This window comes from Roseibium sp. (genome assembly GCF_965229775.1).
Classification (GTDB): domain Bacteria; phylum Pseudomonadota; class Alphaproteobacteria; order Rhizobiales; family Stappiaceae; genus Roseibium.
Genome location: NZ_OZ245929.1, coordinates 3,691,091 through 3,703,960 on the forward strand (window position 1 = coordinate 3,691,091; position 12,870 = coordinate 3,703,960).

At 61.0% G+C, this 12,870-nt stretch carries 11 protein-coding genes; 10 read left to right on the top strand and 1 reads right to left on the bottom strand.

Translation table 11 applies throughout. The annotated features are described in order from the left end of the window. Nucleotides 1–174 precede the first annotated feature (174 nt). The 10 genes from ACO07N_RS16675 (at nt 175) to ACO07N_RS16720 (ending at nt 11,507) form a co-directional block, all read left to right on the top strand. Complete coding sequence (locus tag ACO07N_RS16675) at nt 175–1,110, top strand: tripartite tricarboxylate transporter substrate binding protein (protein WP_421982094.1); 936 nt, start codon at nt 175–177, stop codon at nt 1,108–1,110. Nucleotides 1,111–1,178: 68 nt separating this feature from the next. Further along, nucleotides 1,179–1,718 carry a tripartite tricarboxylate transporter TctB family protein gene (locus ACO07N_RS16680; protein WP_421982095.1) on the top strand — a complete coding sequence of 180 codons (540 nt, stop codon included), beginning with the start codon at nt 1,179–1,181 and terminating at the stop codon, nt 1,716–1,718. Nucleotides 1,719–1,725: 7 nt separating this feature from the next. After that, nucleotides 1,726–3,249, top strand: a complete 1,524-nt coding sequence (locus tag ACO07N_RS16685) for a tripartite tricarboxylate transporter permease (RefSeq protein WP_421982096.1) — start codon at nt 1,726–1,728, stop codon at nt 3,247–3,249. Nucleotides 3,250–3,255: 6 nt separating this feature from the next. Then, nucleotides 3,256–4,743: an aldehyde dehydrogenase gene (locus tag ACO07N_RS16690; protein WP_421982097.1), complete on the top strand. Its 1,488-nt coding sequence runs from the start codon at nt 3,256–3,258 to the stop codon at nt 4,741–4,743. Between the two features lie 14 nt (nt 4,744–4,757). Next, nucleotides 4,758–6,059 (top strand): aspartate aminotransferase family protein, encoded by a 1,302-nt coding sequence (locus ACO07N_RS16695; RefSeq protein WP_421982098.1) that lies wholly within the window; start codon nt 4,758–4,760, stop codon nt 6,057–6,059. Then, a complete protein-coding gene (locus tag ACO07N_RS16700; protein WP_421982099.1) occupies nt 6,052–7,026 on the top strand; it encodes a phosphotransferase enzyme family protein in 975 nt (324 codons plus the stop codon). The genes ACO07N_RS16695 and ACO07N_RS16700 overlap by 8 nt, the downstream gene beginning before the upstream one ends. Continuing rightward, nucleotides 7,023–8,273: a Tm-1-like ATP-binding domain-containing protein gene (locus ACO07N_RS16705; RefSeq protein WP_421982100.1), complete on the top strand. Its 1,251-nt coding sequence runs from the start codon at nt 7,023–7,025 to the stop codon at nt 8,271–8,273. The genes ACO07N_RS16700 and ACO07N_RS16705 overlap by 4 nt, the downstream gene beginning before the upstream one ends. Before the next feature lie 327 nt (nt 8,274–8,600). Next, the gene (locus ACO07N_RS16710; RefSeq protein ID WP_421982101.1) at nt 8,601–9,635 is read left to right on the top strand and encodes a TRAP transporter substrate-binding protein; all 1,035 of its coding nucleotides are present in this window, start codon (nt 8,601–8,603) and stop codon (nt 9,633–9,635) included. After that, the gene (locus ACO07N_RS16715; protein WP_421982102.1) at nt 9,635–10,144 is read left to right on the top strand and encodes a TRAP transporter small permease; all 510 of its coding nucleotides are present in this window, start codon (nt 9,635–9,637) and stop codon (nt 10,142–10,144) included. The genes ACO07N_RS16710 and ACO07N_RS16715 overlap by 1 nt, the downstream gene beginning before the upstream one ends. A 7-nt stretch (nt 10,145–10,151) precedes the next feature. After that, a complete protein-coding gene (locus tag ACO07N_RS16720) occupies nt 10,152–11,507 on the top strand; it encodes a TRAP transporter large permease (RefSeq protein ID WP_421982103.1) in 1,356 nt (451 codons plus the stop codon). Between the two features lie 5 nt (nt 11,508–11,512). Here the strand turns inward: ACO07N_RS16720 and ACO07N_RS16725 are convergent, their stop codons facing one another. Continuing rightward, a complete protein-coding gene (locus ACO07N_RS16725; protein WP_421982104.1) occupies nt 11,513–12,826 on the bottom strand; it encodes a lyase family protein in 1,314 nt (437 codons plus the stop codon). Between the last annotated feature and the right edge of the window lie 44 nt (nt 12,827–12,870).

Consider the following 12,870-nt stretch of genomic DNA (forward strand, 5'->3'; position numbering starts at 1 on the left):
TGAAACCTGAGGTTCATTATTTGAACCTTTGGCTGGAGCGAGAAACTCCCTGTTGTCGCGCGATTAGAGGTTGACATGTATTTATTTAATATGACAACTTTTAACAAAGCAAATAAAAAATTATCGAGATCGATCGGCAAGATCGGCAGAAAACACCAGATGAGGGACCAGCAAATGAGAAAGCATGCAATTGCCCTGACTGCAGCCGGCCTGATGAGCGTCACCGCAGCGTTGGCCGACTATCCGGAAAAGCCCGTTTCATTCATCGTTCCCTGGCCTCCGGGTGACCTGGAGGACGTCCTGACCCGGCTGATTGCAGACGAGTTCCAGGAAATGTATGGCGTTCCGGCAGCTGTCGTGAACAAACCGGGCGGCGGTGGCGGCCCGTTCCCGGGGGCTGTCGAGGTCGCAACGGCACCGGCGGATGGCTACACCATCGGCTCGTTCGTTCCTGCCGTTCCGATTGCCGGTGAACTCATCGGGATCCCGGAGTTGACCCCCAACCCGTTCGAGCCGGTCGGCATCTTCATGACCTATCCCTTCGTGATTGCGGCCGGCAGCGACGCGCCTTATTCCACGTGGGAAGAGCTGGTTGCCTACGCCAAGGAGAACGATGTCGCGCTCGGTCACTTCGGCTCGGTGCTGCCGCCCACGCGCATCACGCTGGCGCTCGCCGCATCGTCCGATTTCGATTTCGGCAGCGACGCGGCTTTCGATGAGCTGAACTGCAACACGCTCGCTTCGGGCGATGTCGACGTGATCAACACGACCCTGCAGCAGGTCCTGCCGTGCAAGGACGATCTGAAGATCCTCGCAAGCATCGGCACGGAGCGCATTTCGATCATTCCGGACGTTCCGCGGGTGTCCGAACTCAATCCCGATCTGGACGTCGCGCTCTGGAACGGTCTGTTCGTGCACAAGGACGTACCGGCGGACGCCCGTGCGAAGATCGAAACCGCTGCAAAGGCGGCGCTCGAAAAGCCGGAAGCGCAGAAGCTGATCGGTGAAACGGGTGTCCTGATCTACTGGCAGGATGCGGACGCGTCCAATGCCCAGATTGCCTCCGACAAGGAGGTCAACGGCAAGATCTCCGAACTGCTCGGCGAATAAGCCACTCCTTCGTCCGGGCGGCGCTTGTTGCGGCCGCCCGGCAATTGCATGGTAAGGGGGCGGGATCGATGGCGCATATTAAGACACTTCAGGAGCTTTTCCGACGGCACAGACGCCCCGGGGACATCGTGTTTGCACTCCTGTTTCTGGCATTTTCCATCTTTCTGCTGTCGCAGATCTATGGTGAGACCTCCTGGGTCAAGCGCACGAAATGGTTCGCGCAGCCGCGTTTCTGGCCGGCCGTGTCGCTGATCTTCATGACGTTTTTTGCGCTGCTCCACTTCATCGGCTCCCTGTGCTCTCCGCGTATCCTCGGCCGGTGGCTCGAAGTCGTCTTCTGGCTGCGGTCGTTGGAATTCGTGCTCTATTTCCTGCTCTACGTCGCCGTCGTCCCGTTGCTCGGCTACCTGCCTTCAACGGTGCTGTTCACGTGTTTCCTGACCGTGCGCGTCGGATTGGCGACGCCCCGCTTCCTGCTGACTTCGAGCGCATTTGCCGTGTGCGTTGCCGTGATTTTCCGCGCGGTTCTTCAGGTCAAGATACCCGCCGGACAGCTCTACGAGGCTCTCCCCGATCCCCTCAAAGCCTTCGCGCTGACCTACCTGTGAGGTGACGATGGAAACGGTACTTTCAAGCCTCACCATCCTGTCCCAGTGGCAGGTGCTCGTCGCTCTGCTTCTGGGCTCGATCGGGGGTGTCATCATCGGCGCGCTCCCGGGGGTCGGTGCGGCGGTCGCCATCGCCATTCTTCTGCCGGCAACCTTTGCATTCGAGCCGATCGTCGGACTGACGCTGATGCTTGGCGTCTATGGCTCGTCCATGTATGGCGGGGCGATCCCGGCGATCCTGATCAACACGCCGGGTACCGCCGTCAACGCGTTGACGACCTATGACGGCTATCCGATGACCAAGCGCGGCGAGGGCCACCGTGCCTTGTCGCTCGCCTATTCCGCCTCTTTCTTCGGCGGAATCTTTTCGGTCCTCTGCCTCATCCTGCTGTCGCCGCTTCTGGCGATGATCGCCCCGCATTTCGGCAGCCGCGAGATTTTCCTGGCGGCGCTTCTGGGGATCATTCTGGTGGTGCTGGCGCATCGCGGCCAGGTCTTCGCAGCCGGAATGCTTGCCTCTTTCGGCATTTTCCTGAGCACGATCGGGCTTGAGCCGGTGAAATACACCAAGCGCTTCACCTTCGACATGACCTGGCTGACCTCCGGCATCAATCTGATCGTCGTCGTGCTCGGGCTTTTCGCGATCTCGCAGGCGCTGCTGCTTCTGGTCGACAAGGACCACAAGCCCGGCAAGGCGCATGTCGACGGCAACCTCTTTTCCGGGCTCAGCGAACTGTTCCGCTTCAAGCGCATCGCCTCCGTCTCCTCCAGTCTCGGGGTGCTGATGGGCATGATCCCCGGTGTCGGCGAGTTCACGGCGCAGTTCCTGTCCTACACCTATGCCCAGAAGACATCGAAGAAACCGGACGATTTCGGCAACGGCTCGCCCGAGGGACTGGTCGCGTCTGAAGCTGCCAACAACGCGGTGCCAGGGGCGGCCATGATCCCGCTCCTGGCGCTCGGCATTCCCGGTGAAGCCCTGACCGCCATGATGCTGTCGGTCTTCTACGTCCACAACGTCATCCCCGGACCCCAACTCTTTCAGGGGCAGCTCGATTTCGTGATCGCGATCTACATCGCGCTGATCCTGCTGAATGTCATCGTTCTGGCCTTCCTGCTGTCGTCCACGAACCTGCTTCTCAAGATCATTCAGATCCCGACGCGCTTCCTCGGCGTGATGATCCTGACGCTGTCCTTTGTCGGCGTCTATTCACTCCGCAACTCGATCACCGACTGCGCCGTTGCTTCCGCGTTCGGCGTTTTCGGTCTCATCCTGAAACGTCTCAATCTCCCGATCGTGCCGATCATCCTCGGTATGGTTCTCGGCGGCATCATGGAAGTGAAACTGCGCAGCGCCATGGCGCGGGTGAAGTCGCCGCTCGATTTTGTCGACCGGCCCATCGCCGCGGTCCTGTTCGCGATGATCCTGCTCATCCTGATCCTGCACGTCAGGACCGTGATCAGGGAGCACAAGTTGCGGCGGGAACAGGAAACGTCAAGAAATTCAGAAGCATCCACGCAGCAAGGATAGGGTTCAATGCTGGATCAGAGCGCAATCGATTCCCTGCGGCGGGAAGGTATCCCCGATCAGGGCCATTTCATTGACGGCCGGAAAGAACCTGCGCGGTCCGGTGAGATGATGGATGTCATTTCCCCGATCGACGGCACACGCATCTGCGGCCTTGCCGCGGGGTCCGCCGCCGACATGGAGCGCGCCATCAGCTCCGCGCGCGCCGCATTCGAAGACGGGCGCTGGTCGAAAACAGCGCCGGCGCACCGCAAGAAAGTCCTGCACAGGCTTGCCGAACTGATTGAGCGAGACGCGCTGGCCCTGACCGTGCTCGGCGTTCGGGACAACGGCACGGAAATCAACATGGCCTACAAGGCCGAGGCACTGTCTGCAGCGGCAACGTTCCGCTACTACGCCGAGCTTGTCGACAAGGTCTATGGCGAGATCGCACCGACCGCCGAGGATGTTCTCGGGCTTGTGCATCGCGCACCGGTCGGTGTTGTCGGGGCCATCGTTCCGTGGAACTTCCCGCTGATGATCGGCGCCTGGAAAATCGCCCCGGCGCTTGCCGCCGGGAACGCTGTCGTTTTGAAACCGGCGGAGACCGCGTCCCTGTCCTTGCTCAGGATCGCGGAACTGGCTGTTGAAGCGGGCGTTCCGGAAGGTGTCTTCAACGTGGTAACGGGTGCCGGTGCCGTGACGGGTGAGGCGCTCGCGCTGTCGATGGAGGTCGACGTGCTCGCGTTCACAGGTTCCGGTGCGACGGGCCGCCGCCTCCTGACCTATTCGGCTCAGTCCAACTTGAAACGCTGCTATCTGGAACTGGGTGGCAAGTCCCCGAACATCGTCTTCAACGACGCACCGGATCTTGCCGCGGCGGCAAAAGTGTCCGCTGCGGGGATCTTCCGCAATTCCGGACAGGTTTGTGTCGCCGGCTCCCGGCTGCTCGTGCAGGAAGACATTCACGACGACTTCGTGTCCGAGATCTGCAGGCACGCAGAAGCCTTCCGCGTCGGCGATCCGCTTGATCTGGCCTCGCATATCGGGGCCGTGCACAGCCTGCCTCAGCTGGAGGCCGATCTGCAATTCGTCGGGACCGCGGAACGGGAAGGCGCGCTCCGCCGAACGGGTGGGGACAGGATCTTGGAGGAGAGCGGCGGCTACTACATGCAGCCGACTGTCATGACCAATGTGAAACCGGCCGATACGCTCGCCAGGAAGGAAGTGTTCGGTCCCGTTCTGGCCGTGACACCGTTCAAGGACGAAGAGGACGCGATCCGCATCGCGAACGGCACCGAATTCGGTCTGGCAGCCGGGATTTGGACGCAGAACCTCGGCCGTGCCCACCGCATGATTTCAGCCGTTCGTGCAGGCGTCGTCCATGTGAACACCTATGGCGGCGCGGACCTCACCGTTCCCCTGGGCGGCGTCAAGCAATCCGGCAACGGACACGACAAGTCGCTGCACGCGCTCGACAAGTATCACGACCTCAAGACCGCCTGGATCCAGTTGTGAAGGAAAGTCTCGCCATGAGTAGGCCTCTTCCACCGGAAACCGAAGAGCTGCTTGACCGCCGCAGGCGTCTTCTGGGTCCGAACGTGTCCACCTTCTACGAGGAACCGGTCCACTTCGTGAAGGCAGACGGTGTTTGGCTCTGGGACGCTGACGGTCGCAGGTATCTCGACTGCTACAACAATGTTCCGCATGTCGGGCACTGCAATCCGCGTGTCGTCAACGCGATTGCCGAGCAGGCCGCCAGGCTCAACACGCACACCAGATACCTGCACGAAGGCATCCTGGACTATGTCGAGCGGCTGACAGGCACATTCGACGACGCCCTGTCGACGGCGATCCTGACCTGCTCCGGGTCGGAGGCGAATGACATCGCGTTGAGAATGGCGGAAGCCATGACCGGCAAACGCGGGATTGTTGCAACAGATGCGACCTATCACGGCAATACGACCCTGGTCAGCCACCTGTCGCGCAGCAACGTGCCCGAAGTCGGCTTTGGCCTTGGGCAGTATCTGCGGCATGTCGAGGCACCTGACAGCTATCGCATCAGCGATCCCGATGGCCAGCGATTTGCGGCCCATGTTCAAGAAGCCGTCGATGATCTTGAACGGGCAGGCGCGGGGTTTGCCGCGCTGATCGTCTGTCCGCTCTTTCTCAATGAAGGCTTTCCGGAACAGAAAGAGGGGTGGCTTCGTCCCGCAGCCGAGGTTGCAAGGCGTGCGGGCGGCCTGCTGATCTGCGACGAGGTCCAGTCCGGTTTCGGCCGTAGCGGCAGCCACTTCTGGGCGCATCAGAAGCAGGGCGTCGTGCCTGACGTTGTTACCATGGGCAAGCCCATGGGGAACGGGCACCCGGTCGCGGGTCTCGTCACTACGCCCGATATCATGGCCCGGTTCCGGAATTCTTTCCGCTATTTCAACACGTTCGGCGGAAATCCTGTCTCCTGCGCGGCGGCGATGGCTGTTCTTGATGAATTGGAGGAAAAAGGGCTTCAGGACAGCGCAGCCGCGATGGGAAAACTGGCATATGATCGTCTGTCGGAACTCGCAGCGAAACATCAGGTCATTGGCAATGTCCGGCAAAGCGGGATGGTATTCGGAGCGGAGTTCGTACGCGATCGCGATACGCGCGAACCTGCAAGCGAATTCGCGGACAAGGTCGTCAACGAAATGCGGCGCCGTGGCATCATCCTCAGCAAGCTAGGCAGGCACAAGAACACCCTGAAGATCCGCCCGCCGATGCCGTTTGCAGCCGAACATTTAGACCTGTTGATCAAGACGCTGAACGATGTTCTCGCATCGGTGTCGCCTCATGGATGAAGCCATTTCCGAACTGCTGGCCCTCTGGGGTGTGCAAACGGCGGAATCAACGCTCGTTGCAGCGCGCGAGAACCGCGTGTTCAGGGTGAATGATGGGTCACGAACTCTTGCGTTGCGTCTGCATCGGCCTGGGCTTCGCTCCAGCGTGGAACTCAGGTCGGAACTCGCTTGGATGGCGGAACTCGGCCGCAACGGAATCAGCGTGCCCTATCCTGTCGCCTCGGACAACGGCGAATTCCTGCGGGAAGTGAACGGCCAGCAAGCGAGCATGCTTGCCTGGATGTCGGGATCGCCGCTCGGCAGGACCGGGCAGCCTCTTGAACTCCCCGATCGCAAAGGCACGTTTTTCAAACTGGGCCGGCTCATGGCAAGACTGCATGACGTGTCGGATCGTTGGACACCGCCGGACTGGTTCCAACGCGTCAACTGGGACGCGGACGCGCTTGCCGGACCCGATCCGCTCTGGGGCCGGTTCTGGGAAAATCCCGATCTCGATCCCGCCGAGTGCGCATTGCTGCTTCGGTTTCGCGACACGGCGCGGGGCAGGTTGAAGGAACTGGAAAGGGGCCTCGACAAGGGCCTGATCCACGCAGATCTCGTGCGTGAGAACGTCATGATCGAAGGTCCGGACCTTCATCTGATCGACTTTGACGACGCCGGATGCGGATATCGCCTGTTCGATATCGCGACCGCTCTCATCAAAAACCGGCAGGAACCGGACTATCGGGATCTGAGAGACGCGTTTCTGTCCGGATATCTCAAGGGTCGCCCGATGGATTTTTCAGCGCTCGATCTTTTCCTCTGCCTGAGAGCCGTGAGCTATGTCGGCTGGATCATCGCACGCCTTGACGAGAACGGCGGCCGCATGCGCAGCAAGCGCATGATCGCCGACGCCACGAAACTTGTCGAAGGCTACCTTTCTTCATCTCGTCACTCATCTATTCTGCAAGGGGAGGTGTCACCATGACCAAGACCATCCTTTCGATTGGAACCTACGACACCAAGAATGCGGAACTGGAGTTCATCCAGTCCTGTATCGAGGCGCAGGGTGGCAAGGTTCTCACGATGGATGTGAGCGTCCTGGGAGATCCGGAAAAGCCGACGGACATTTCCAAGCACGACGTTGCGCGGGCCGGCGGCATGACGATCGAAGAGGTGATTGCCCAAGGTGATGAGAACAAGGCCTTCCGCGTCATGTCTCAAGGAGCCGCCGATCTTGTGGCGCAGGCCTGGCGGGAGGGGCGGATCGACGGCATGATCGCGCTTGGCGGCACCATGGGAACCGACCTTGCGCTCGATTGCGCGCAGGCACTGCCGCTGGGGGTGCCCAAGTTCATTGTGTCGACCGTCAGCTTTTCGCCGCTGATCCCGCCGGACCGGCTCGCACCCGATATCCAGATGATCCTCTGGGCGGGCGGGCTTTACGGCCTCAATTCAATCTGCAAGTCGTCGCTCGCACAGGCCGCCGGAGCCGTTCTCGGGGCCGCGAAGGCAGCGCAGCCTCCTGACAATTCCAAGCCGCTTGTCGGCATGACCTCGCTCGGATCGAGTTGCCTGAGTTACATGAAAACGTTGAAGCCTGCGCTCGAACAAAGAGGCTTTGAGGTCGCGGTGTTTCACTCCACCGGCATGGGCGGCATGGCGTTTGAGAAGCTGGCGAAGGAAGGTGCCTTCTGCTGCGTGATGGATTTCTGCCTGCAGGAATTCGGAAACCTGCTGGCCGGATCGCTTGTCAGCAGCGGAGCGGATCGCCTGACAAGTGCCGGCAGGAACGGAACACCCCAGATGGTTGCACCCGGTGCCCTCGATCTGGTCGACTTCGCCGGCTGGCAGGACATCCCGGCGGAATATTCGGACCGGCCATTTCATGAGCACAACAGGCTGATCAAGAGCTCGGTTTTCAATGCCGAGGAGCGCCGCCGCTGGGTTCGTGACCTTGCAGAGCGGCTCGAAAGGGCCACCGGTGAGACGCAGTTCCTGCTTCCGCTTGGCGGCATCGAGGAATGGGACCGGCCGGGGCAGGAAGCCCATGACCCGGAAGGGCTTGCGGCCTTCATTGACGAAGCGCGCACCGTGCTTCCCGGGCGTGTTCGTCTCGTCGAGATCGACGCACATATCAACGACGCCGCGTTCAGCGAAACGGCTCTGGAGATCTTCGACAGGTGGGTGGAAAGCGGTGTCATCGATGCGGGTCTCAACCAAGCTGATGTTTGAGCGAGCTGACACCAAACGATCCGACTGTGCCTTTTGTTTCCAAAAACGGAAACTATATGGGCTCAGATCTTAATTTACATTCCGAAATCTATTAGTGAGAATGTTTTGAAGCGCTAACGCGGCCGGGTGCGGCCGTGATACCTCCTGTCTGGTTGAAAAGTCACACGAAATGAAAGCGTGACGTCCGCGAAGGGGAGGGGCGGACCGGAAATCAAGGACAAGATGTCCGGTTGCGCAGCCAGGTGAATTCAGGTCAGGGTTCGCCGCAAGAACACCGCAGGAATGAGAATACGGATCCGTAACCGGCATCCGAGTGGAGGAGAGAACATGAGACATCTCAAGAAACTGGTTCTGGGTGCCGCCCTGCTGGCACTGGGTGCAACGCCCGGCACGGCGGCGGATCACGAATTCAAGCTGCATCACTTCATCGGTGAAAAGGCGCCCGCGCACGCGCAGATGCTGGTGCCGTGGGCAAAGCGGGTCGAAGAGAACTCCGGTGGCAAGGTCTCCATCGAGATCTATCCCGCCATGACGCTCGGTGGCCGACCGCCGGAACTGATCAACCAGGTCCGCGATGGTGTCGTTGACCTTGTCTGGACGGTGAACGGGTATACGCCCGGACTTTTTCCGCGCTCGGAGGTGTTTGAACTGCCGGGCGTCCACAAGAACGATACGGCCGCGACGAACCTTGCCTTGAAGGAACTCTTCGAAAGCGATCTGAAGGACGACTACAAGGGTGTGGAGGTCATGTTCCTGCATGTTCATGCAGGCCAGGGGATCCACATGACGGATACCGAGGTTCGCAAACCGTCCGACCTTGAAGGCAAGAAGATCCGCATTCCGACCCGCACGGGTGCCTGGGTAATCGAGGCGCTCGGCGCGTCGCCGGTGGCCATGCCGGTTCCCGAATTGCCGACGGCTCTTCAGAAGGGCGTCATCGACGGAGCCATGATCCCCTGGGAGATCATTCCGCCGCTCAAGATCCAGGAACAGACGGAATACCAGATCGAGGGCGCGGACAAGGAACGCTTCGGGACGACCGTGTTCCAGGTGTCCATGAACAAGGCCCGCTGGGACGCGTTGCCCGATGACGTGAAACAGGCGTTTCGCGATGCGTCCGATGAGGTCTGGGCCAAGGAAGTTGGCAACATCTGGGCCGGCGCCGATGATTTCGGCATTGGGCTCGCAACCAAGGCCGGCAACACTCATATCACGCTGTCGCCCGAAGAAACCGCCGCCTTCAACGAAGTCCTGGCACCTGTCGTCGATCGCTGGGTTGCGGAAGTTGGCGAAAAGGGAATCGACGGCACCGCGCTGGTCGATAAAGCCAGGGCGGCTGTTGCCAACAACGCGTCCAACTGATGACGGATGACATTCAACAGGGCAGCTCCGGACTTGTCGGGGCTGCCAGCCGGCTGATCACGGTTTGGGCGCTCCTGGGGGGATTGCTGCTTCTGGCCGTGGTTGGCGTGAACATGGTATCGATCATCGGATCGGTTTTCGGAAAGCCGTTTCCCGGCGATTTCGAGCTGACCGAGATGGGCGTGGCGGTCGCGGTGTTCACCTTCCTGCCCTATTGCCAGCTGGTCGGGGCGAATGTGTCCGCAGACATTTTCACCTCGGGGGCGTCCAAGAGAACAATCGCGTTTTTCACGCTGCTCGGATCTCTGGTCGCACTCGGGTTCGCAAGCCTGCTGATCTGGCGCATGTATTTCGGCATGCTCGACCAGAAAGAATACGACTATACGACCACCATTCTGCAGATCCCGCACTGGATCGCCTTCATTCCGATCCTCGTCTCGCTCGCGCTGCTCGCCGTCGCGGCGATTGTGGCCCTGCTGCGAGATGCAAGCGCTCTGTCGAAAGGATGATCACAGCATGACGGACGCTCTTGTCCTCGGCCTCGGTGCGCTGGCCGTACTCGTCTTCCTGATCGCGATCCGGATACCGATCGCCTATGCGATGATCCTGGTCGGCGGTGTCGGCACGATGATGCTGAACGGTCCGGCTCTCGTCCTCAGCCAGCTCAAGACCCTTGCTTACGGGCAGTTCTCCATCTACGACCTGTCGGTCGTCCCGATGTTCGTCCTGATGGGAGCGATTGCCTCCAAGATCGGCCTGAGCCAGGCCCTCTTCAGGGGGGCGAATGCCTGGCTCGGCTGGATGCGCGGCGGAACGGCCATGGCGGCCATCGCCGGATGCGCCGGGTTCGGCGCCGTGTGCGGGTCCTCGCTCGCGACCGCCTCCACCATGGGCAAGGTCGCGCTTCCCGAACTGCGCCGCTACAACTATTCCGGCGCACTGGCGACCGGAACCCTGGCAGCCGGCGGCGTGCTGGGCATCCTCATTCCGCCATCCGTCGTTCTGATCATCTACGCGGTCATCGTCGAAGCGAACATTGTCACTATGTTCATGGCGGCGTTCTTGCCGGGCCTTCTGGCTGTTGTCCTGTTTCTCCTGACGATCGCGGTCTACGTCGCCATCAAACCGGCGTCTGGTCCAAAGGGAGGTGTCGCCAGCAGCAGCGAGTTCGTCGAGGCGACCATCGGGATGATCCCCGTTCTGGTCATCTTCGGACTCGTCATCGGCGGCATCTATTTCGGCTTCTTCAATCCGACCCCGGCGGCGGCGGTCGGTGTGTTTCTCGTTCTTTTCTTCGGGCTGGTGCAGCGCAAGCTGTCCCGTCCGGACTTCGTTGCCGCGCTCAAGGAAACGGCCGGCACGTCCGGAATGATCTACCTGATCATTCTGGGCGCGGAACTCCTGAAGATCTTCATGTCCCGCGTGGGACTGCCGCAGGAGACGGCTGCCTGGATTGCGGGCTCGGGTCTGGAACCGATGACGGTTTTGATCATCTTGCTGATTGCGCTGATCTTCCTCGGCTGCCTGATGGACAGCCTTTCCATGATCCTCCTCGTAATCCCGTTCTTCTGGCCGGTGCTGGTCGAGATCAACGGCGGCATCTATCAGGGTGCGGATGGTGCGGGCTTTGGCATGAGCACCGAGGACCTGAAGATCTGGTTCGGCATTCTGGCCCTTATCGTCGTGGAACTTGGCCTGATCACGCCACCGGTCGGCATGAACGTGTTCGTGATCTCCTCACTCGCGCGCGACACGCCGATGATCGAGACGTTCAAGGGCGTCGTGCCGTTCTTCGGCGCGGAGGTTCTCCGGGTGATCCTGCTGGTCAGTTTCCCGGCGATCACGCTTTGGCTGCCGCAGGTGCTGAGATAGCAGCACTAGCCGTTGGATCGCTTTGAAAAGATCCTGCGGGACATTTCCTTGCAGGGGCCGATTGCGGAGCGGGGGTCCAGCACCGCGGTCCAGTCGATCCCGGCGGAACTGAGCTTGGCAAGCGCTTCGGGGAAGGGAGCATTGTCAGCAGCGGCCCTGGCGACCAGATCCTTCGCCTCGGATCGTGAAACGCCCGCCCTGGCGAGCGCGAAGCTCGCCGCTTCGGCCATGATCTCCGGGTTGTCGGCCAGGGTCGCGTCCAGACCCGCTTCGTTTGGTCTCAGGCTGTCCGACAGGCCCTTGGCATGATTGAGGGCCGAACCCGCTGCCAGAAACATCTGCGGCAGCATCATCCATTCCAGCGGCCACTTCGTTCCGTCGCGCTCTTCCAAAGGATCGGCGGCAGCCGCAAGAGCGCTGTGCGCATGATTGGCGATTTGCGCAAGAACTTGGATGGTTTCCGCCTGAACCGGATTCGATTTCTGCGGCATGGTCGATGACCCGCCACCGGCTCCGCTCGCCAATTCGCTGATGTCAGAGCGGCCCATCAGGATCAGGTCGCCGGCCATTTTGGCAAGCGCAACGCAAACGCGCTGCAGCCAGCCGGACAGGAGCAGGACCGGCGTCCGGTTCGTGTGCCAAGAAGGTGCGTCGCCGAGCCCGAGTTCGGATGCCAGAGCCTCGGCGACGCGCGTGCCGTCCGGTGCAATGGCGCTGTTCACGCCGGACGCGCCGCCGAACTGGACCTTGAGAGCATTCTGGCGGAGCGCAGTCATCTCGTTGCGCGCATCGATCAGGGGATGAGCCCATTGCGCGATCCTGTAGCCGAGGGTCACCGGTGTTGACACCTGGCTGCGTGTCCGCCCGGCCAGCAACCGGTCCGCATGCAGGTTGCTTTGCGCTTCCAGCGTATCGATCAGGCGGTCGAGCCTGGTTTGCAAGATATTAAGCGCGGTCTTGGCCTGCAGCATCTGCGCCGTATCCATGACGTCCTGGCTGGTCGCGCCCCAGTGGAGCCACGTCCCGGCTTCATCTCCGGCGATCTTGCGCAGCTCGGCGACGAGCGCAGGCACCGGGACGCCTGCAGCCGTGGTTCCCTCACGCAAGCTGGCAGGGTCCGGCGCGGCGTCCCGGAGGCCTTCGGCGATCCTTGCTGCCGCATCGGCAGGAATGATCCCGAGCCGCCCCTGGACCACGGCAAGGGCCTGTTCGAAACGGACCATTTGCGCGATGTCACCGGCATCGCCGAACACTTGCGCGAGATCTTCGTCCGCAAAGAGACCGGAATGGATTTGGCTGGAAAACAGGGAAACGGGCATGGCTCTCAACTACTGGGATTTGCCCTCAATTGAGAGCCAGGCGG

What these genes read in the sequence shown, in the direction of transcription:
- ACO07N_RS16675 (WP_421982094.1), top strand. Translation starts at nt 175, where the DNA reads ATGAGAAAGCATGCAATTGCCCTGACTGCAGCCGGCCTGATGAGCGTC.
- ACO07N_RS16680 (WP_421982095.1), top strand. Translation starts at nt 1,179, where the DNA reads ATGGCGCATATTAAGACACTTCAGGAGCTTTTCCGACGGCACAGACGC.
- ACO07N_RS16685 (WP_421982096.1), top strand. Translation starts at nt 1,726, where the DNA reads ATGGAAACGGTACTTTCAAGCCTCACCATCCTGTCCCAGTGGCAGGTG.
- ACO07N_RS16690 (WP_421982097.1), top strand. Translation starts at nt 3,256, where the DNA reads ATGCTGGATCAGAGCGCAATCGATTCCCTGCGGCGGGAAGGTATCCCC.
- ACO07N_RS16695 (WP_421982098.1), top strand. Translation starts at nt 4,758, where the DNA reads ATGAGTAGGCCTCTTCCACCGGAAACCGAAGAGCTGCTTGACCGCCGC.
- ACO07N_RS16700 (WP_421982099.1), top strand. Translation starts at nt 6,052, where the DNA reads ATGGATGAAGCCATTTCCGAACTGCTGGCCCTCTGGGGTGTGCAAACG.
- ACO07N_RS16705 (WP_421982100.1), top strand. Translation starts at nt 7,023, where the DNA reads ATGACCAAGACCATCCTTTCGATTGGAACCTACGACACCAAGAATGCG.
- ACO07N_RS16710 (WP_421982101.1), top strand. Translation starts at nt 8,601, where the DNA reads ATGAGACATCTCAAGAAACTGGTTCTGGGTGCCGCCCTGCTGGCACTG.
- ACO07N_RS16715 (WP_421982102.1), top strand. Translation starts at nt 9,635, where the DNA reads ATGACGGATGACATTCAACAGGGCAGCTCCGGACTTGTCGGGGCTGCC.
- ACO07N_RS16720 (WP_421982103.1), top strand. Translation starts at nt 10,152, where the DNA reads ATGACGGACGCTCTTGTCCTCGGCCTCGGTGCGCTGGCCGTACTCGTC.
- ACO07N_RS16725 (WP_421982104.1), bottom strand. Translation starts at nt 12,826, where the DNA reads ATGCCCGTTTCCCTGTTTTCCAGCCAAATCCATTCCGGTCTCTTTGCG.